This window comes from Alkalicoccobacillus murimartini (genome assembly GCF_030813245.1).
In the GTDB taxonomy this organism is placed as follows: domain Bacteria; phylum Bacillota; class Bacilli; order Bacillales; family Bacillaceae_D; genus Alkalicoccobacillus; species Alkalicoccobacillus murimartini.
In genome coordinates this window covers 1,183,760-1,203,985 of record NZ_JAUSUA010000001.1, presented here as the reverse complement: position 1 = coordinate 1,203,985, position 20,226 = coordinate 1,183,760, and the positions used below count along the sequence as shown (strand labels likewise).

At 39.5% G+C, this 20,226-nt stretch carries 20 protein-coding genes; 14 read left to right on the top strand and 6 right to left on the bottom strand.

Annotation, left to right across the window (positions count from 1 at the left end; translation table 11 throughout):
• Nucleotide 1: 1 nt before the first annotated feature.
• Nucleotides 2-1,483 (bottom strand): aminotransferase class I/II-fold pyridoxal phosphate-dependent enzyme, encoded by a 1,482-nt coding sequence (locus J2S05_RS06375; RefSeq protein WP_306980950.1) that lies wholly within the window; start codon nucleotides 1,481-1,483, stop codon nucleotides 2-4.
• A gap of 126 nt (nucleotides 1,484-1,609) precedes the next feature.
• On the opposite strand from J2S05_RS06375, the gene J2S05_RS06370 reads away from it, so the two are divergent.
• Nucleotides 1,610-1,870, top strand: coding sequence for a UPF0223 family protein (locus J2S05_RS06370; RefSeq protein ID WP_306980948.1), 261 nt, complete (start codon nucleotides 1,610-1,612; stop codon nucleotides 1,868-1,870).
• A gap of 81 nt (nucleotides 1,871-1,951) precedes the next feature.
• On the opposite strand, the gene J2S05_RS06365 is transcribed toward J2S05_RS06370, so the two are convergent.
• Nucleotides 1,952-2,593, bottom strand: a complete 642-nt coding sequence (locus J2S05_RS06365; protein ID WP_306980947.1) for a YktB family protein — start codon at nucleotides 2,591-2,593, stop codon at nucleotides 1,952-1,954.
• A 190-nt stretch (nucleotides 2,594-2,783) separates the two neighbouring features.
• Between J2S05_RS06365 and J2S05_RS06360 the strand changes: the two genes are divergently transcribed.
• From J2S05_RS06360 to J2S05_RS06350, 3 genes are all read left to right on the top strand, one after another.
• Nucleotides 2,784-2,972, top strand: coding sequence for a hypothetical protein (locus J2S05_RS06360; RefSeq protein WP_306980945.1), 189 nt, complete (start codon nucleotides 2,784-2,786; stop codon nucleotides 2,970-2,972).
• A gap of 172 nt (nucleotides 2,973-3,144) precedes the next feature.
• A complete protein-coding gene (locus J2S05_RS06355) occupies nucleotides 3,145-3,942 on the top strand; it encodes an inositol monophosphatase family protein (RefSeq protein WP_306980943.1) in 798 nt (265 codons plus the stop codon).
• Nucleotides 3,942-4,841 carry an NAD(P)-dependent oxidoreductase gene (locus J2S05_RS06350; protein WP_306980941.1) on the top strand — a complete coding sequence of 300 codons (900 nt, stop codon included), beginning with the start codon at nucleotides 3,942-3,944 and terminating at the stop codon, nucleotides 4,839-4,841. Before J2S05_RS06355 ends, J2S05_RS06350 begins: the two co-directional genes overlap by 1 nt.
• A gap of 42 nt (nucleotides 4,842-4,883) precedes the next feature.
• Here the strand turns inward: J2S05_RS06350 and J2S05_RS06345 are convergent, their stop codons facing one another.
• Nucleotides 4,884-5,081: a YlaF family protein gene (locus tag J2S05_RS06345; protein ID WP_306980939.1), complete on the bottom strand. Its 198-nt coding sequence runs from the start codon at nucleotides 5,079-5,081 to the stop codon at nucleotides 4,884-4,886.
• Between the two features lie 273 nt (nucleotides 5,082-5,354).
• On the opposite strand from J2S05_RS06345, the gene typA reads away from it, so the two are divergent.
• Nucleotides 5,355-7,193 (top strand): translational GTPase TypA, encoded by a 1,839-nt coding sequence (gene typA / locus J2S05_RS06340; RefSeq protein WP_306980938.1) that lies wholly within the window; start codon nucleotides 5,355-5,357, stop codon nucleotides 7,191-7,193.
• Nucleotides 7,194-7,211: 18 nt separating this feature from the next.
• A complete protein-coding gene (locus J2S05_RS06335) occupies nucleotides 7,212-7,550 on the top strand; it encodes a YlaH-like family protein (RefSeq protein WP_306980937.1) in 339 nt (112 codons plus the stop codon).
• A gap of 46 nt (nucleotides 7,551-7,596) precedes the next feature.
• Here J2S05_RS06335 and J2S05_RS06330 read toward each other — a convergent pair whose 3' ends face one another.
• Nucleotides 7,597-7,767, bottom strand: coding sequence for a YlaI family protein (locus tag J2S05_RS06330; protein ID WP_306980935.1), 171 nt, complete (start codon nucleotides 7,765-7,767; stop codon nucleotides 7,597-7,599).
• Nucleotides 7,768-8,086: 319 nt separating this feature from the next.
• Here J2S05_RS06330 and J2S05_RS06325 point away from each other — a divergent pair, with 319 nt between their 5' ends.
• Complete coding sequence (locus tag J2S05_RS06325; RefSeq protein ID WP_306980933.1) at nucleotides 8,087-9,421, top strand: PhoH family protein; 1,335 nt, start codon at nucleotides 8,087-8,089, stop codon at nucleotides 9,419-9,421.
• 4 nt (nucleotides 9,422-9,425) lie between these two features.
• On the opposite strand, the gene J2S05_RS06320 is transcribed toward J2S05_RS06325, so the two are convergent.
• Nucleotides 9,426-9,938, bottom strand: a complete 513-nt coding sequence (locus J2S05_RS06320) for a peptidyl-prolyl cis-trans isomerase (protein WP_306980932.1) — start codon at nucleotides 9,936-9,938, stop codon at nucleotides 9,426-9,428.
• 200 nt (nucleotides 9,939-10,138) lie between these two features.
• Here J2S05_RS06320 and J2S05_RS06315 point away from each other — a divergent pair, with 200 nt between their 5' ends.
• Entirely contained in the window at nucleotides 10,139-10,420 is a 282-nt protein-coding gene (locus J2S05_RS06315; RefSeq protein WP_306980930.1) for a YlaN family protein, read from the top strand.
• Between the two features lie 195 nt (nucleotides 10,421-10,615).
• On the top strand, nucleotides 10,616-14,062 hold the full coding sequence (gene pyc / locus J2S05_RS06310; RefSeq protein ID WP_306980928.1) for a pyruvate carboxylase: 3,447 nt from the start codon (nucleotides 10,616-10,618) through the stop codon (nucleotides 14,060-14,062).
• A gap of 42 nt (nucleotides 14,063-14,104) precedes the next feature.
• Here pyc and J2S05_RS06305 read toward each other — a convergent pair whose 3' ends face one another.
• Entirely contained in the window at nucleotides 14,105-15,010 is a 906-nt protein-coding gene (locus tag J2S05_RS06305) for a COX15/CtaA family protein (protein WP_306980926.1), read from the bottom strand.
• Between the two features lie 404 nt (nucleotides 15,011-15,414).
• Between J2S05_RS06305 and coxB the strand changes: the two genes are divergently transcribed.
• The 5 genes from coxB to J2S05_RS06280 all read left to right on the top strand — a co-directional run bounded on the left by coxB (nucleotide 15,415) and on the right by J2S05_RS06280 (nucleotide 20,026).
• Nucleotides 15,415-16,461 (top strand): cytochrome c oxidase subunit II, encoded by a 1,047-nt coding sequence (coxB, locus tag J2S05_RS06300; protein ID WP_306980923.1) that lies wholly within the window; start codon nucleotides 15,415-15,417, stop codon nucleotides 16,459-16,461.
• A gap of 57 nt (nucleotides 16,462-16,518) precedes the next feature.
• Nucleotides 16,519-18,351 (top strand): cytochrome c oxidase subunit I, encoded by a 1,833-nt coding sequence (gene ctaD, locus J2S05_RS06295; RefSeq protein WP_370873614.1) that lies wholly within the window; start codon nucleotides 16,519-16,521, stop codon nucleotides 18,349-18,351.
• Between the two features lies 1 nt (nucleotide 18,352).
• Complete coding sequence (locus J2S05_RS06290) at nucleotides 18,353-18,973, top strand: cytochrome (ubi)quinol oxidase subunit III (protein ID WP_306980918.1); 621 nt, start codon at nucleotides 18,353-18,355, stop codon at nucleotides 18,971-18,973.
• A 4-nt stretch (nucleotides 18,974-18,977) separates the two neighbouring features.
• Nucleotides 18,978-19,322 carry a cytochrome C oxidase subunit IV family protein gene (locus J2S05_RS06285; RefSeq protein WP_306980917.1) on the top strand — a complete coding sequence of 115 codons (345 nt, stop codon included), beginning with the start codon at nucleotides 18,978-18,980 and terminating at the stop codon, nucleotides 19,320-19,322.
• 161 nt (nucleotides 19,323-19,483) lie between these two features.
• Nucleotides 19,484-20,026: a DUF420 domain-containing protein gene (locus J2S05_RS06280; protein ID WP_370873606.1), complete on the top strand. Its 543-nt coding sequence runs from the start codon at nucleotides 19,484-19,486 to the stop codon at nucleotides 20,024-20,026.
• Nucleotides 20,027-20,226 lie beyond the last annotated feature (200 nt).

The following is a 20,226-nucleotide window of genomic DNA, read 5'->3' as shown; positions in this document are numbered from 1 at the left end:
ATTACTTAATTGCATGTTGTTCTTTAATCACTAAAAGATTCTGTAAAGTTTCGTCTTCAGGTCCTTGTACTGGAAGGCCAGCTTCTAGATTCTTTTGAACATAGGATAGATTATCAGTAGTAATGATCTCACCTGGAATAAGGATTGGAATGCCTGGAGGGTAGACCATAATAAACTCTGCGATAATACGCCCTGCTGATTCTTCAAAAGGCACGCTTTCGACGTCTGAATAAAAGGCATCTCTAGGTGATAAAGCAAGAGTAGGAACATCAGGGACAAGGATTGGGAAAACACTGTCTGAGGAATCTGTTTGTCCTATACATTGTTCAGCCATCTCACGTAAAGACTGGACAAGAATGTCTAATGTTTCTTCCGTATCACCAAAGGATACGATACACAAAATATTGTAGAGGTCGGATAGCTCTACTTCTAAGTTATAATGCTCACGTAACCAAACCTCTGCATCATGTCCAGAAATACTTAATCCTTTTAATGAGATAATTAATTTGGTTGGATCATATGCGTACGCTGATTCAGAAGAGAGCAGGGTATCCCCTAAACATTCTAACCCTTCAATTTCATTAATGCGTTGACGTGTCTCTTCCGCCAAATGAATGGTTTTGCTGAGTAAAGACTGTCCATTAATGGCTAACTGTTTTCTAGCCGCATCTAATGAAGATAATAATAAGTACGAAGTAGATGTGGTAGTCAACATACTAATAATAGCCTGAACACGTTTAGCAGATACCAGACCTTCACGTACATTCAGAATCGAGCTTTGAGTCATTGACCCGCCCAACTTGTGTACGCTTGTCGCAGCCATATCTGCTCCTGCTTGCATAGCTGAAAGTGGCAACTCCTCATGGAAATGAATATGAACGCCATGAGCTTCATCTACTAAAACAGGAATATGATAAGAGTGAGCGAGCTGCACGATTTGTTCCAAATCACCAGCTACTCCAAAATAAGTTGGATTAATGACAAGAAGGCCCTTTGCATCTGGATGTGTCTCTAATGCTTTTTCAACAGATGAAACCGTTACGCCATGAGAGATTCCGTGTCTAGCATCAATTTCAGGGTGAATAAAAATGGGTAATGCTCCTGAAAAAATGATCGCTGACATAATCGATTTATGAACATTACGTGGTACAATCAGTTTTTCACCTGGTTTGCATACAGACATAATCATCGTCATAATCGCTCCGCTTGTACCTTGTACCGAAAAGAAGGTATAATCTGCTCCAAAGGCTTCGGCAGCGAGATTTTGAGCTTCTTTGATAATGCCTGATGGATGGTGAAGATCATCAAGAGGGGCTATATTAATCATATCTATGGATAAGGCATTTTCTCCAATGAAATGCCTAAACTCAGGTTCCATACCGGATCCTTGTTTATGACCGGGGATATGAAACTGAACAGGTTGTTTCTGTGCATGTTCTTTAACACCTGTGAATAAGGGTGTTACATGTTGTGATCTGGGCAAATAGCACACCTCTTTAGTGAAAGATAGATCAGGTCATATCTTGACCTGTATGAAAGTGAAAACAAAGTTGAGTATATCAAATCCAACGATTTTTGTAACTAGGAAGATCAGGAAGGGGTAAAGTAAATGAACATGCCAATATCATTAGATTGGTCCACTGAAGAAGTGGTTGATGTTATTCATTTTTTTCAAGGAGTCGAAGCGGCTCACCAAAAAGGAATTGATCGTGTGGACCTTATGAATCGCTACCGGAGATTTAAAGAGATTGTGCCGTCTAAAAGTGAAGAGAAACAAGTCTGTAAAGAATTTGATGAGGAAGCAGGTGTATCTTGCTACCGTGCTGTTCAAAAGGCTAAAGCGGCCGAGTCGGATCGTGTTAGATTATAAGCATATTAAATGAGAACAGACAAAAAACGAAGGGGAGATAATATCCCCTTCGTTTTTCTGTATGAATAAATCCTATTTGGCCTACGAAGAAGGAATACTTGCTTGCTGTGCTTCCTGATAAAGTGGCATAACCGTTTTAAATGTATGTTCAATTTTACTAAGAAGCTTGTTTCCATCATGTAAGATAGGATCGTTGCGATCAATCGTAATGCCGCATAACAGTTCGGCCTTTTTTACATCACGTAAGCGAGTAAACATCGAGCTAAGGTCCTCTTCACTCAAATCACGATGGTCAAAACTGCTTGGTTTCATATGATCAAGTGACCAAGAGAACTCTTCTGGAATTGTCCGTTTCCACTTGGACACGTCAGTTAGAAGTTGATTAGCAAGAGTTGGTTTGACTTGAGCCTCATAGATCACGGCAAACCAAACGAAAAGGTGAGATTCATACAAACCCACTTGAAAATGAGGCATCATTTTGTATCCGCGCTTATTCGCAGCGAATGCTACCCACGTGTCATTAGGAGGATTCACTTTTCTCCTCGCATGCTGAGCAATGTGAGTGAAAAATTCATCTCCAGCAAGTGCACTAAGGCTTGGCGCTACTTCGTCAGCAAGAGCTTGAAACTTTGGTTGTATATGAGTTTGAATACCTTTCATACGTGCTTCCAACCCATCTATTTTAAACACATCAAAATCCTTTTGGGTAAACCCATTAAACATACTTCATTCACTCCTTAAACCATGTCATTATGCATCTATCGTACCATACTTAGCGCAGATTCTGCCGAATAATGCTTAGGTGGGAAATCAATAAAATAATATTGCATTTTTGTTACAGAGTACGTATACTAACTATATAAATCAGAATTTTTAATTATTTTATTTTTAATTCTGAAAAGGAGTGAGTGAGATGGAAAAAGTAATCCATTCTGTTAAAGAAAAAGATGAGGCCCTACGGCTACCTGTTTTAAAAATGGAATTGGACTATCAGCTTATGACCCTACATGACGCCATCATCAGCCAAGATGCTTTTGCGATTGAAGAAAGTAAGCTGTGCTTAGCTCAATTAAGAGAAGAATGGATTCAAATGAAAGAATAATGAACCTGTGTTTACAAAAATAATAATGAAAGCGCAATCATTTTATATGATTGTGCTTTTTTGCATAAAGCAGCCATGTGCGTCAGTGTTCATTTTCATAGATTTATGGCATAATGAGGGTGTTATCAGGAAAAAACGGAACAATTCGACCTAACTTTAGGGGGACATCATAATGGCTGATTGGAATGAACTTGGAAGAGTAGCTCGAGATTGGACTTATGAAGCGGCAGATGAAATTAAACGTGCATTAGCGAATCCTTTTAAAGTTGAAGCAAAATCAGGACCAGATGATTTGGTTACGGAAGTGGATAAGAATACAGAGGCTTTTTTCTATAAGAAAATCAAAGAAGCTTATCCTGATCACTTATTTTTAGGTGAAGAAGGAACAGTTGAAAAGATTAATCATACAGATGGCATCGTATGGATTATTGACCCCATTGATGGAACGATGAATTTTGTTCATCAGAAAATTAAGTTTGCGATTTCGATTGGCATTTATGAGGATGGCATAGGAAAAGTAGGAATCGTATACGATGTGATGGCAGATGAACTATTTTATGCTGTGCAAGGACAAGGAGCGTTTGTAAACGAAGTAGAATTAGTTGCTGGGAAAGAACGCCCTTTAGACGAATCGATTATTGGTTTAAATGCACGTTGGCTTACTGAAACGCATCATTCACATGCGAATCCATTAACGGCCTTAGTCAGAGATTCTAGAAGTATACGTTCTTATGGGTCAGCCGCGATTGAGATGGCTTATGTAGCTGCTGATCGATTGGATGCTTATGTCAGTGTGAATCTCTCACCATGGGATTACGCAGGCGCGTCCGTTCTTCTAGAAGAAGTAGGTTGTCGAACATCTTCTTTTACAGGAAAAAAGCTCTCACTTCTTGAAGGTGGTACAGTTATAGCAGCAAAACCTGCGCTACAAAGAGAAATTGTATCTGCTTATGTAGGGGAGGAGAATTAATGAAAAAAGTAGGATTTATAGGGTTGGGCACGATGGGCCTTCCTATGACTAAGCACTTAATTGAAGCTGGTTATGAAACCTATGTGGTGAGTCGCAGCAGGGCGCCGATTGATGAAGCAGTCCAATACGGGGCAAAAGAAGCAGCGACACCAAAGGATTTAATGGAAACGTGTGATATTGTCATGACCTGCTTACCTGTTCCTAAAACGATTGAAGAGGTATATGAAGGGGAACACGGACTAATTGCCGGGGCTTCTTCTGGCAAAGTCATCATTGATCATTCCACCGTTGATCGTCAAACCAATGAAAGAGTACATGCATTGCTTCAAGAAAAAGGAGCAGGGTTTATGGATGCACCAGTTAGTGGGGGACCGATGGGAGCAAGTGCCGGTACACTAACCATTATGTGTGGTGGCGATGAGCAAACTTTTTTAGCTGCTGAGCCAGTCATGAAAAGTTATGGTGCTTATATTGTGAATGTTGGCCCGCTAGGCAGTGGAACTGTTATTAAGCTTCTAAATAATATGTTAATTGGTGTTCACCAAGCGGCTCTTGCAGAATGTTATGTGATGGCTGAAAAAGCAGGCGTTGATCCGGCTATTGCTTATGATTTAATCCAAAAGAGTGCAGGATTTTCAAAAAGCATGGACTGGGCAGTGGATGCTATTCTTGATAGGGAGTTCGATGCTAGGTTCTCCATCAATTTGCTTCACAAGGATATTGGATTAGCACTAGATTTGGCTGAAGAAATTGATATGCCGTTAGAGATGGTTAAGCTCGGTGCTGAGAAAGTTAGTGCTGCAAAACAGAAGTATGGTCATCAAGATGTCAGTGCAATTGTTCGACCTTTAGAGGAAAAAACAGGAGTTGTACTAAAACGACATGTACCTAAAAAATAAAACAAAACCAAGGATTTCTTCATCCTTGGTTTTGTTTTGAGCCTATTTAATTGATTCAGATTGATTATTTTCACGAACGCGCTTCTTTAATGTAAACCCAAGGCCCATAGCCAGAATCACACCAACAATAGCCAGAAGGGCGATAAAGATACTTCTTTCAGCGACAGCTATACCAATGCTCATAATACATACAACAGTAATAGCAGCAAGTAATAAGAACAGTATATTCTCTTTTTTCAAGTCTAATCCTCCCCTTAACACACGAGCTTTCTATAGATAGTTTACCGCTAATTAAGTAAAAGAAAAGGTATTCTATGTGACAATACGTCAAACAATTTTAAGAAAATCACAAAAAAAATTGAAAACAGTTTTAAAATACCGTAAAGCTTTTGTTTATTCTATCGCTAACTATGTTATACTTATACAGTTGTGAATAGGAGATACTTGTCAAAAGATAAAAACTGAAACAGAAAGCATTTGCTTTTTGAACATAGCTAAGGAGAGAATTAATTTATGGATCGTCGTTTAGATATACGTAACATTGCAATCATTGCCCACGTTGACCACGGAAAAACTACTCTTGTAGATGAGTTACTTAAACAGTCAGGTACATTCCGCGATAATGAACAAGTCGCAGAGCGTGCAATGGATTCAAATGCCATTGAAAAAGAACGTGGTATTACCATCCTTGCAAAGAACACTGCTATTAATTATGGAGACACTCGTATCAACATTATGGATACACCAGGACATGCTGATTTTGGTGGAGAAGTTGAGCGAATCATGAAAATGGTTGATGGTGTTCTTCTTGTTGTTGATGCATATGAAGGCTGTATGCCACAAACTCGTTTCGTACTTAAGAAGGCCCTTGAGCAGAAGCTAACTCCAATTGTTGTTGTAAATAAAATTGACCGTGACTTTGCTCGTCCTACAGAGGTAGTAGATGAAGTGGTTGACTTGTTTATCGATCTTGGAGCAGATGAAGATCAGCTTGATTTCCCAGTTGTTTATGCTTCAGCAATCAACGGAACGTCAAGTCTTAATCATGAGAAACAAGATGATGACATGACTTGCTTGCTTAATAATATTATTGAAGCAATTCCAGCTCCAATTGATAACAGCAGTGAACCATTACAGTTCCAAGTAACAATGCTTGATTACAATGACTACCTTGGTCGTATTGGAATTGGTCGTGTATTCCGCGGAACCATTCAAGTAGGACAACAAGTAGCATTAATGAAGCTTGATGGATCTGTTAAACAATACCGTGTAACAAAAATGTTTGGTTTCCTTGGTCTTAAGCGTGTTGAGATCGATGTAGCAAAAGCTGGAGATCTAATTGCGATTTCAGGAATGGAAGAAATCAACGTTGGTGAGACAGTTACACCTGTTGAACATCAAGAAGCACTTCCAATTCTACGTATTGATGAGCCAACACTTCAAATGACCTTCCTTGTGAACAATAGCCCATTTGCTGGCCGAGAAGGTAAATATATTACAAGTCGTAAGGTAGAAGAGCGTTTGAAAGCTCAGCTTGAAACAGATGTAAGCTTACGAGTTGAGAACACAGACTCTCCAGAGGTTTGGATTGTATCTGGACGTGGTGAGCTTCACCTTTCTATCTTAATTGAGAATATGCGTCGTGAAGGTTTTGAGCTGCAAGTATCTAAGCCAGAAGTTATTATTCGTGAAATTGATGGTAAAGCTCATGAGCCAGTTGAACGTGTGCAAATTGATGTGCCTGAAGAGTACACTGGGGCTGTTATGGAATCTCTTGGTGAGCGTAAAGGTGAAATGGTCAACATGGTAAATAGCGGAGGCGGACAGGTTCGTCTTGAGTTTATGGTACCAGCTCGTGGATTAATTGGTTATTCTACAGAATTCCTAACACAAACACGTGGTTATGGAATTATCAACCACTCATTTGATAGCTACAAGCCTTTATTCGGTGGGCAAGTTGGCGGACGTCGTCAAGGAGTTCTTGTGTCAATCGAATCTGGTAAAACAAGCCAATATGGTATTATGCAGGTTGAAGACCGCGGAACGATTTTTGTTGAGCCGGGTACTGAAATATATGAAGGTATGATTGTTGGAGAGCATACACGTGATAATGACCTAACAGTTAATATTACAAAGATGAAACAACAGACAAACGTACGTTCAGCTAATAAAGACCAAACGGTAACGATGAAGCGTCCTCGTATCTTAACGCTGGAAGAATCAATTGAGTACCTAAATGAAGATGAGTATTGTGAATTAACACCTGACTCTATTCGTTTACGTAAAAAGATTCTTAACAAAAACGAGCGTGAAAGATCAGAGAAACGTAAAAAAACTGGTAGCCAATCCTAGTAAAAAGGCGGGAGATATATGAATAATGATGTCAGCCAATCAGATTTAAGTCAGTATTCGTGGCTTATGCAAGCGACAGCGGAAAATCCTTGGCTGGGTTTTTGGACATGTATAGCAACCGTGATACTTGGTATTCTTGTTTTTAAGCTTGGTTTTGCTCAGAAGTTACCCCTGCTCAAATCGGTAATTATCTACGCGATGTTGGTCGTAGGGTGCTTCTTTCTTTGGACAATGGAGTTTGCTTTTGGCGCTCCAATCATGGCGGTTTTAGCGATATCAGCGATTTTTCTAGGTGGGTATCGCTACCGTCTCCATCTTCATAGAAAGCAGGACGAGCAAAGTCAGGCGCAATCATAAGAAAAAAGAGACAGCATTTGATGCTGTCTCTTTTTTTATGCCTATTTTATTCGGTAGATGAATGTGTTTCTTTTCGAGCTATCGTATTTTGTGTGATGCGTGTTTCGCAGGATTCGCACATATACGTATGAAGAGGTCGATTACGAAGTTTTTTTGCTAACGGCTTAAGGTCGTCTAATTGATCTATTTTGTCACATAGTACACATTTTACTCTCATATATTCACGCTCCTAACACTAGATATAGTGTACGCTTAACCGCGGGAAAAATAAACCTTTTACAAGAATCCTGATAAATAAAAAAGAGAAAAGAAGTGAATTCATTTACAGAAAATTCATATTTCTATTATTCGTTTTTGATAAAATATGATTGAGAGGGGAAACATAGCAACAATAAAAAATCGACGCTGATATAAGGTTGTATGAACAATCTCGTCTAACAATGGAATCAGGCTCATACACATTAGTAGTGGCTGGCTGAACAACATACGTGCTGGCATAGTTACAGGTCTCGTCGAAAATAGGTCAGGGGGCATACATGTTGAGAAAAATCTATGTGTTGGATACAAATGTTTTACTACAAGACCCTTATTCGATTTTTGCATTCCAAAAACATGAAGTTGTTATTCCTGCAGTTGTTCTTGAAGAAGTGGATTCTAAAAAACGAAACATGGATGAGATTGGTCGAAATGCACGCCATTTCTCAAAATTAATAGATCAATTACGAGCAAAAGGAAAACTTCATGAAGGAGTCCCGCTCGATTCAGGTGGTTCGCTTCGCGTTGAATTAAATCATAGATCCTTTCAATACCTAAAAGAATCTTTTGCAGAGATGACAAATGACAATCGGATAATTGCGGTTGCGCTTAATTTGTCACTAGAAGAAAAAGAAAAAACGGATGGAGCAAAGGTCATTTTAGTTAGTAAAGATGCCCTTGTACGGGTAAAAGGAGATGCGTTTGGGTTAGATGTAGAAGATTTTCTTAATGACCGTGTCGTTGAATTTGACGAGGGTTATGATGGATATATTGAAGCTTATGTAGATAAAGACATCATTAAAAAATTTTATGAAGAGGGAGGTATTAATCGAGGAGACCTCGCAATGCAAGCAACCTTATATCCGCATCAATTTGTCATATTAAAAGATTCATTAGGTGGATCAAGCTCCGCGTTGGGTAAGATTGAACCTAATGGGTATGACATCCGTCCATTTTTTAGTGACATGGACCAAGTCTGGGGCATTCGTTCACGTAATGTGCAACAGAGGATGGTGTTTGAGCTTTTACTTAGAGAGGATATCCCATTAGTAACGATGATCGGTAAAGCAGGTACGGGTAAAACCCTTTTATCTTTAGCGGCAGGATTGATGCAGACTGAGGATTTGCATACGTACAATAAATTACTTGTTGCGCGGCCTGTTGTACCACTTGGTAAAGATATCGGGTATTTGCCTGGTGAAAAGGATGAAAAACTCAGACCATGGATGCAACCAATATATGATAACCTTGAATTCCTCTTTAATACAAAAAAACCGGGTGAGATTGATCAGATATTAGCTGGTATGGGGTCGATACAAGTGGAGGCATTGACCTATATTAGAGGGAGAAGTATTCCTGAACAATACATCATAATTGATGAAGCGCAGAATTTAACTAAGCATGAAGTGAAAACTATCTTAACGAGGGTAGGAGAGAAAAGTAAAATTGTTTTAATGGGTGACCCGCAGCAAATTGATCACCCCTATCTTGATGAATACACAAATGGACTGACTTACGTTGTTGAGAAATTTAAAAACCAATCTGTTCACGGTCATGTGAAACTCGTGAAAGGAGAGAGGTCTGGGCTTGCTCAACTTGCTGCGGATCTTTTATAGATGATTATGATTTGATGGTTATTCGTTTAACATGCGTAATCGGTTCTTTTTCATTAGATCCATCACCATAATAAATGTGGACAGGACCGCTATCCCTTAATGGCTGGCCATCTTGTGAAAACCCGACAATTAATTTAAATCCATCCTCAAGGGTACAGGTGTGAATTGAACCGTTTTCAGTTTCAATGGCAATTGATTTTGCCGTATCGATTGGACCAGCGTTCGTCAGAAAAGGTTTTAATGGCATACCAAAAGAGCCATTTATTAATTTTTGCTTATCATAACGAATCAAATTTCCATTGTGGTTGGGGTTTGGAGGCTCAGATCCTTCTGTTCTCTCCCGATCCCACTGAGCGGAAATAGATTTTTGATACGCTGTCAATTCATCGTCCATTGAGTCCAGATTATCAAAATACGAGGTAAGATCGATTTTTCTCTCATCAAAAATCCATACTGTTGGATCAATTGTTAAGGGACGGTTAATGTCGCCCTCAATAAAAAATACAAATTCACTCAAACAAATTCCTCCTAGATATACATGCTAGTCTTATTATAAAACGTATAAGGTACTTTTGTCAGTTCGAGTGTTATTTTCTTATAGCTTGTTACGAAAATGTGAAAGCTGATTTTACAAGATTCACTAAAAAGATTGCATTTTAACGCTTTAGCAGATACTATAAAAGAAGAGATGATACATCATGGTGAGGAGGGGACAAAATGTCGATTAAGGTGATGACCAGCCAGGCTGAGAAAGCATATACACTTCTGCAGTCTGACGCAGAAAAGATACGAAAGCTTATTGAAGTTCAGTTGGAGAATCTAACGATGCCTCAATGCCCCCTCTACGAAGAAGTACTGGATACTCGTATGTTTGGGCTTTCACGTGAAATTGATTTTGCCGTTCGACTTGGATTGGTTGAAGAAGAACAAGGAAAACAAATTCTTAGTGAATTAGAGCGTAGACTTGCAGATCTGCACGACTTAACAGTACAGAGGTAATATCGAGAAGTGGCTATGCTATTGCAGCATAGCTTTTTTTATTTGTCTAGAGTAATTGGATAAAAAAACTTTTTAAACTGACAGAACATTTCAATTGCTTTTTACCTCCTTTTACTCCTATACTAATTAACAAGCTTTCATAAAAGTAGATAAAATATGAGATTTTTGAGTTGAGAGAGTAAAGAGGAGGACAAGATGAACGGATTACAATCAATTAAGAAGGTACTAGTAGCAAATCGCGGTGAAATTGCCATCCGTATTTTCCGGGCGTGCTCAGAATTACATATTCGTACAGTGGCCATTTATTCTAAAGAAGACTTAGGGGCTTATCATAGATATAAAGCCGATGAAGCCTATCTGGTTGGTGAAGGAAAGAAACCAATCGAGGCTTATCTGGACATAGAAGGAATTATAGAGACAGCGAAGTTACATAGTGTAGATGCCATTCACCCTGGATACGGCTTCTTGTCTGAGAATCTACAATTTGCCAAACGATGCCAGGAAGAAGGGCTCATTTTTATTGGACCAGAGCTTGAGCACTTACGCATGTTTGGAGATAAAGTACAGGCGAAGGAACAAGCACTTAAAGCAAACCTTCCAGTTATACCTGGTAGTGACGGTCCTGTTAATGGCGTTGAAGATGTAGAAGCGTTTGCAAAAGAAAACGGATATCCCTTCATTATTAAAGCCTCACTTGGTGGTGGAGGACGTGGAATGCGTATTGTCCGTGCCGCAGAAGATTTACATGAGTCTTATGACCGAGCGAAGTCAGAAGCCAAATCTGCGTTTGGTAATGATGAAGTGTACGTTGAGAAATTTGTGGAGAATCCTAAGCACATAGAAGTACAAATCCTTGCTGATAAGCATGGGAATATCGTGCATTTATACGAGCGTGATTGTTCCGTACAACGACGTCATCAAAAAGTAGTTGAAGTTGCTCCAAGTGTTTCGCTTGGTGAAGGTGTACGAGAGAAAATTTGTGCTGCTGCGGTCCAATTAGCAGAAGCGATTGGGTATGTCAATGCAGGTACTGTGGAATTTCTTGCGACTGAAGATGGAGACTTCTATTTTATTGAAGTAAATCCACGTGTTCAGGTTGAGCACACCATTACGGAGATGGTGACGGGTATTGATATCGTTCAATCACAACTATTGATTGCTGATGGAGAGAGACTTCATGATAAGAAAATGGGGATTCCTGCTCAGGAAGATATCCAGTGCAGTGGTTTTGCTATCCAATCTAGGGTTACAACAGAAGACCCTGCTAATGGATTCTTGCCGGATACTGGTCGTATTAACGCTTACCGTACTGGTGGTGGATTTGGTGTTCGTTTAGATGCAGGGAATGGATTCCAAGGGTCCGTTATCTCACCACATTATGATTCTTTGTTAGTTAAAGTGTCTACATGGGCATTAACGTACGATGGTGCTGCATCAAAAATGTTACGTAATCTGAGAGAATTTCGTATTCGTGGGATTAAGACCAATATTGCGTTTTTAGAAAACGTTGTTCGTCATGAAGCCTTTTTAAATGGTTCATACAACACTTCGTTTATCGATACTACGCCTGAACTGTTCTTGTTCCCTAAACGTAAAGACCGTGGAACAAAAATGCTTACATTCCTTGGTGAAACGATTGTTAATGGATACCCTGGAATTGAAAAGAAGAAAAAACCGGCATTTGACAAACCTGTTGTACCATCAATAAATGCTGTAGAGCCTTTTCCAAATGGGACAAAACAAATCCTTGATGAAAAAGGACCAGAAGGACTAGCACAATGGGTGAAAGACCAGAAAAATGTTTTACTAACGGATACAACCTTTAGAGACGCTCACCAATCATTACTTGCAACACGAGTGCGTACGAATGATCTTAAAAAGATTGCTGAGCCTACAGCACGACTTTTACCTGGATTATTCTCGTATGAGATGTGGGGTGGAGCAACCTTTGATGTGGCGATGAGATTCCTTCATGAGGATCCGTGGGAGAGACTGCTGACATTACGTAAGCAAGCACCTAATGTTCTATTCCAAATGCTATTACGCGCATCAAATGCTGTTGGGTATACAAATTACCCTGATAACGCAGTAGATGAGTTCGTTGCAAAATCTGCAGCAGCAGGTATTGATGTATTCCGTATTTTTGATAGCTTGAACTGGGTGGAAGGAATGATCCCAGCTATAGAATCGGTTCGAAAAACAGGCAAAATTGCGGAAGCTGCTATGTGTTATACAGGGGATATCATGGATCCATCGCGGACCAAATACGATCTGAATTATTATTTAGAGCTTGCAAAAGAGCTTGAATCAGCTGGTGCGCATATTCTTGCTATCAAGGATATGGCTGGTCTACTTAAGCCAGAAGCTGCATACAAACTGATTTCGTCCTTAAAAGAAACGGTAGATATTCCTGTACATCTTCATACCCATGATACGAGTGGAAATGGAATCTTTATGTACGCGAAAGCTGTAGAAGCTGGAGTCGACATTTTAGATGTAGCTGTTAGCTCAATGGCGGGCTTAACGTCACAGCCAAGTGCTAACACACTATTTTATGCGTTAGGCGGCTCAGAGAGGCAACCAGACATCAAAATCTCAGCGTTAGAGCAACTAGATGAGTTCTGGGAAGCGACACGTAAATACTATCAAGGCTTTGAAAGTGGGATGAACGCACCTCATACTGAAGTGTACCAACACGAGATGCCAGGTGGGCAATACAGTAACTTGCAACAACAGGCAAAAGCTGTTGACCTTGGAGACCGTTGGAACGAAGTGAAGAAAATGTATCGGATCGTCAATGATATGTTTGGAGATGTGGTCAAAGTTACACCTTCTTCTAAGGTAGTTGGAGATATGGCGCTTTATATGGTTCAGAATGACTTAACAAGGGATGAAGTTTACGCCAAAGGTCATAACATGGATTTTCCAGATTCAGTGATTGAGTTTTTCCAAGGACAATTGGGTCAGCCTTACCAAGGATTCCCGAAAGAGCTTCAGCAGATCATCTTAAAATCTCGCAAACCAGTTGAAGGTAGACCAGGAGCACTTCTAGATCCTATTGATTTTGAAGAGGTTCAAAATAAATTGTTTAAACAACTTGGTAGACAGGTAACGAGCCATGATGTGTTGTCTTATGTGATGTACCCGAAAGTCTTTACTGAATTCGAGCAATTCCGTGATAATTTTGGAGATGTATCAGTACTTGATACGCCAACTTTCTTCTACGGCTTGAGACCAGGTGAAGAAATTGAAGTAGAGATTGAACAAGGAAAAACATTAATTGTAAAACTCATTTCTGTTTCTGAACCTAGAGACGATGCAAAACGAATTGTCTATTTTGAATTAAATGGACAACCTCGTGAAGTGCTTATTCAAGATCAATCGGTTCAAACGACTGTGGTCTCTAGACCTAAGGTAGACAAAGCCAACGAGAAACAAATTGGGGCTACGATGCCTGGTACGGTCATAAAAACACTTATTTCTAAAGGAGATAAAGTGAAAAAAGGTGACCATCTATTAATTACAGAAGCCATGAAAATGGAAACAACAGTACAAGCCGCATTTGATGGAGAAATTAAAGAGGTATTTGTCTCTGATAATGAACCCATTGCAACTGGTGATTTACTTATTGAATTTACATGATAAAAAGAGGCTCAAGCATTCCGCTTGAGCCTCTTTTTTAGGTTATTTTGTTGGTTTTCTGAGTAGAATCATTGTCATATACGCTAGGCATGTAAATAATAATGAAACTAGAATAGCATGTGTCATCCCAACTTCAAGGTATTGGTTCAAGCTAAGGACAATCGTAATTCCACTTGTGAACTGTCCAATCACCATTAACATCGAAAGAACGCTTAACCACTTAAGAGTTCGATTCAAAGGGAATTTACGGAATATCCATACCACTAAAATAATTAATGATATCAACATGATCGTACCAAAAATACGATGGAAATATTGAGGTGCAACAGTCCAAAATGCATCTGGAATCCACTTTCCATTACATGTCGGGAACCCTGCACACGCCAATGTTGAATCGGTGTGTTTTACAAATGCACCAGTATAAATAACAGCGTAGCAATATAGGAGAACGCCTAAAACGTATCTACGCAATCCCTTACTGTTTTTTGGAGCGGTCGGACGACTGATTTTACTAGAATCCTCAAAACTTAAAATAATTAAGAGAACAACCGACGATAAGGACAATGCAGAAAATCCAAAGTGAAGCGCCATGACAAGTGGTTGTTGTCCAAAAACAACCGCTCCTGCTCCCATTAGACCTTGTAGAATAATCATAAAGACAGATAGAAAGGCCAAAAATCTTGCTTCACGGATATGTTTGAGTTGCTTCCAAGCCCAAAAAGCTAAAATAATGACTAGTAATCCAGCTAAGCCAGAAACAATCCGGTGACTATATTCAATAATGGTTTCCATTGTCGGATTAAGAGGCACTACTTCACCAAAGCACAGTGGCCATGTGTCCCCGCATCCTTCTCCTGATCCTGTTTTAGAAACGAGTGCACCTTGAATTAATACTAATAATACAAAAAGAGCAGTTATCACTCCAAAAAACTTAAATCGCTTATGCACGTTCTTCACCTTCTAATTAAATTGGATTCATATTCAATAAGATGTTGCTCACTTCTGATCATAGGTATGCTGGAGTGAAAAGTCAATTTTCCAGCGGGGAACATTTTATGACGCTTTTAAAATGTGAATATCGTGTGAAAGAAAGGTTTATGATGAAACTAGTCTCATAATAAGCTATAATGTAAACGTATACTGGTTATAATTGGCGGTCTATAAGTTTATCAGGAGGTGAACAGGCGTATCGGAGGCGAATCTAATAACGGGAAGCCCTGTACGGAGAAGCTTATAGAGTATTGTAAGCCTTATCAGAGTGGTCTTTATTCTTTTCATTGTACTAGTAGAAACAGTGATTTAATCAGAGAGACAAGAAGGCACTTATATTTAGAGAAAGTGAGGGAATGTTGATGAAACAAGTAAAGACTTGGAGTGGACGATTAAGTCTTCTAGTGATGCTTTTACTAATGTCAGGCTGTTTTGGGAATGAGAACCTAACAGCACTTGATCCAAAGGGGCCTCAAGCACAATGGATTTTTAACAACATGGTTCTGTCATTATACATAATGGCGTTTGTTACATTAGTTGTGTTTGCTATCTTCTTCTATATCTTGGCTAAATTCCGCCGAAAAGAGGGAGACGATGAATACCCAAAACAAGTACATGGAAGTACCGTACTTGAGATCACATGGACAGTAATACCGATTCTCCTTTTATTGGTACTGTTTGTTCCGACTATCATGGGAACGTTTGAATTTGCGGAGAGTCAGGCACCTGAAGATGTAGAGGATGCAGTATACATAGACGTAACTGGTCATCAATACTGGTGGCAGTTTGATTATGAAGAAGGCTTCACAGCTGGACAAGAAGTCTATATTCCTACAGGCGAGCGGGTTTATTTCACTTTGAATGCACAAGATGTCATTCATTCATTTTGGGTACCAGCACTAGGCGGGAAGATTGATACCGTTCCTGGAATTGAGAACACACTTTGGTTAGAGGCTACTGAACCAGGTACCTATATGGGGAAATGTGCTGAGCTATGTGGACCTTCTCATGCCTTGATGGATTTTAAACTAATCGCACTTGAGCGTGAGGATTATGATCAATGGGTGGAAGACATGGTTGCCAAAGCGGATGTCGAACAGCCAGAAGATTCATCTGTACAACAAGGGTATGAAGTTTTCCAAGAAAGCTGTATTAGCTGCCATGCAGTTGGTGGAGCAGGATCAGCTTCTGGACCAACGTTAACGAACTTTGCTGATCGTAAAACGATTGCAGGCTATCTTGAAAATACAGATGAGCAGCTAGAAGCATGGATTCGTAACCCAGATGAGTTTAAGCAAGATAACAATATGATTCCATTTCCAGAAGAAGATCTTTCTGCAGATGAAATGGATGCACTGATCGCATATTTGCGCAGCTTAGATGTACGTGAAGAAGACGACCCAGAGTAACAACGGAAAAGGAGGTTTGAGACATTGGCAGCAGTAAAACAAGATAAAAGTGTCATCATGGATTGGTTAACCACCGTTGACCATAAAAAACTTGGCATTATGTATTTAATTGCCGGTACGTTATTTTTCTGTAAGGCAGGTCTAATGGCCGTTTTCATGCGCATTCAATTGATGTTTCCAGAAAATAACTTTCTGAGTGGCCAAGCATTTAACGAATTTATTACGATGCATGGAACGATCATGTTATTCCTTGCCGCAACACCATTATTATTTGCCTTTATGAACTATTTTATTCCACTTCAAATTGGAGCTAGGGATGTAGCCTTTCCTTTTGTTAATGCATTAGGATTCTGGATCTTTCTATCTGGTGGACTATTATTAAGCACAAGTTGGTTCTTTGGGGGCGGTCCGGATGCAGGTTGGACGGCTTATGTACCATTATCACTCGAAGATCGATTAGGGATTGATTTCTATGTCCTAGGTTTACAAGTTTCAGGGATTGGTACGCTAATTTCAGCGATTAACTTTCTAGTAACCATTGTGAATATGAGAGCACCAGGTATGAGCATGATGAGACTTCCTTTGTTTGTATGGACTTCATTTATCTCATCTACCTTAATTTTATTTGCTTTCACACCACTTGCGGCAGGACTTGCTCTTCTCATGCTTGAGCGAATCTTTGACGCACAGTTCTTTAATACTGCTGGTGGCGGGAACGTCGTCATTTGGCAACACATTTTCTGGATTTTTGGACATCCAGAGGTTTATATTCTTGTCTTACCAGCTTTTGGTATCATTTCAGAGGTCATTCCAGCCTTTTCAAGAAAGCGTTTGTTTGGATACACCGCGATGGTGTTTGCAACAATGATTATCGCTTTCTTAGGATTCATGGTATGGGCTCACCATATGTTTACAGTTGGAATGGGACCTGTCGCAAACTCTGTTTTTGCTGTAGCAACCATGACCATAGCGGTGCCAACAGGGATTAAAATCTTTAACTGGCTCTTTACGATGTGGGGCGGGAAAATCACATTTAATACAGCGATGCTGTTTGCTTCATCCTTTGTCCCGACATTTGTACTTGGTGGAGTAACTGGGGTTATGTTAGCTATGGCACCTGTAGATTATCTCTACCATGACACGTACTTTGTTGTTGCGCATTTCCATTACATCATTGTTGGTGGAATTGTTTTATCTCTATTTGCAGGATTATTCTATTGGTATCCTAAGATGTTCGGTCATAAGCTGAATGAAAAACTTGGTAAATGGTTCTTTGCCATCTTCTATATTGGCTTCCATCTTACTTTCTTTATTCAGCATTTACTTGGACTAATGGGTATGCCAAGACGTGTGTTCACGTATCTTCCAAACCAAGGCTGGGAGACATATAACTTGGTTAGTACAATCGGAACATTCTTTATGACAGCTGGGGTGTTGCTTCTAGTTGTAAATATTATTTACTCTGCCTTTAAAGGAGAGCGTGTAACAGTGGCTGATCCTTGGGATGCGAGAACGTTGGAGTGGGCAACACCAACACCGGTTCCGGAGTATAACTTTGCACAAACACCTCAGATCCGTTCACTTGATCCATTGTTCTATGAAAAGATTCATGGAGATGGAACGATGAAACCGGCTGAGCCGATTCAAGAGATTCACATGCCGAATGGTTCGATTTTACCTCTATTCATCTCGATTGGGCTGTATTTCTTAGGATTTGGTCTAATTATGCTAGGAATGGAGAATCCAATTATTAGTCCTTGGATTATTGTTGGGCTTGGTTTTGCCATTACATTCGGTTGTATGATGATACGCTCTGTAAAAGAGGATCATGGTTATCATGTTCCAATTGAACAGATTAAGAATGAATTACCATCAAAGGGGGAAAAGTAGAATGTCTGGACCTATTGATATGTCTAATGGACTCCCCTCACATCCTGAGAGAGCCACTCTTGAAGGGAAGAACAAATTCCTTGGTTTCTGGTTTTTTCTAGGTGGAGAAACAATTTTATTCGCAACGTTTTTTGGAACGTATCTAGGACTGCGTAACGGTACTGCTGATGGACCGAGTTCGACAGATATCTTCCATCTTGAGTTAGTGTTTATTATGACGATGTTACTTTTAACAAGTAGTTTAACGAGTGTGCTAGCAATGTCTGCGATGAAAAAGAATAATTTCCGATCGATGATGACATGGCTAACGATAACCGTTGTATTAGGTCTAAGTTTTCTCGGAATGGAGATCTATGAATTTTATCAATACGTGACAGAATATGAATTTGGTTTTACAACGAGTGCGTTTTCAAGTGCGTTTTACTCTCTAGTAGGGCTACACGGGGCACACGTTACCTTTGGATTATGCTGGATTATATTACTGTTGATTCGCTACGCGCGTTCTGGGATCACTTTGACAAATGCACCGAAATTCTATGTCGCTAGCTTATACTGGCATTTTATTGACGTCGTTTGGGTATTTATCTTTACAGTGGTTTATCTAATGGGAGCAGGAGGTTGATCGTATGGCTGACCATCTAAGTGAAAGCTTTGAAAAAAGTGCAATGACTAATGAGGAAAAACGCTCGCACAAAGCAGAGATTAGAAAACAAATCGTTGCGTTTGCATTGATGATTTTCTTAACATTTCTTGCTTTTGCGGCAGTCGCAACAGACTTTGTTCCACGCACATTAGCCATTCCATTTATTCTTATATTGGCGGTTGTGCAGTTTGCCCTTCAGTTATTATTCTTTATGCATATGAAGGATAAGGACCATGCATGGGTTAATGTATTTATGATTACTGGGATCTTCATTACACTTCCCACTATTGTTGCCCTGATGCTATTAATAGGTGTAACAAAGTATTAAAGTTTATACGTTTAAGACCAGAGGGTAGAGCACGTTTACTCTTTGGTCTTTTTACGTTTAATTGAAAGTTCATCAGATTGTGACGCATTAAGGTGTTTGGAACACGAATGAAGGTGTATAATGCATAATGGACAAGCATTGAATGAAAAGGAGAGATGAGTGTGTCTGAAGCACTGGTTCCACACAAAAAAAGAAATTATAAACCATTGATCATCATTGTTACTATCATAGTTAATGGATTGGTTGCGGTTTTATCGGGTATGCCTGGCTATGAGAACTTTGATGCATTTGACGTCAGGATCTTGCCACTTTTAAATGCTATTTTTAATAGTTTTACCTTTCTATTTTTGCTAGCAGCTCTTATTGCCATACTTAAACGAAAGGTGACATTGCACAGACGGTTTATCTATGCTGCTTTTACTACAACGACATTATTTTTAGTCACATACGTAGCGCATCACTTTCTGTCGTCTTCCACTCCATATGGAGGAGAAGGGTTCTTACGACCTGTATATTACTTTATTCTAATTACTCATATTGTTCTTGCCGCAGTGATCGTACCGTTGGCCTTAACAACAGTGACTCGAGCATGGAATATGGAAAATGAGCGTCACAAAAAAATTGCGAGATGGACGATGCCTTTATGGTTGTATGTTAGTTTTACTGGCGTACTAGTTTATCTTATGATTTCGCCATATTATTAAAAACAAAAAAAGTAGCACAGGCAAATCATGGTCTGTTGCTACTTTTTTTATGTGAAAAATTTAGATCATAGCAAGCAAAAAGAAGAGGGGATACAACAAGACTTGTTAGATGTAATGACTAACAACAAAGGAATTTCCTTTGAGAGTGGGAGATAGGCTCATAGCACCGCTCCAGGAGAAACTTACGCACCCACAAGAAC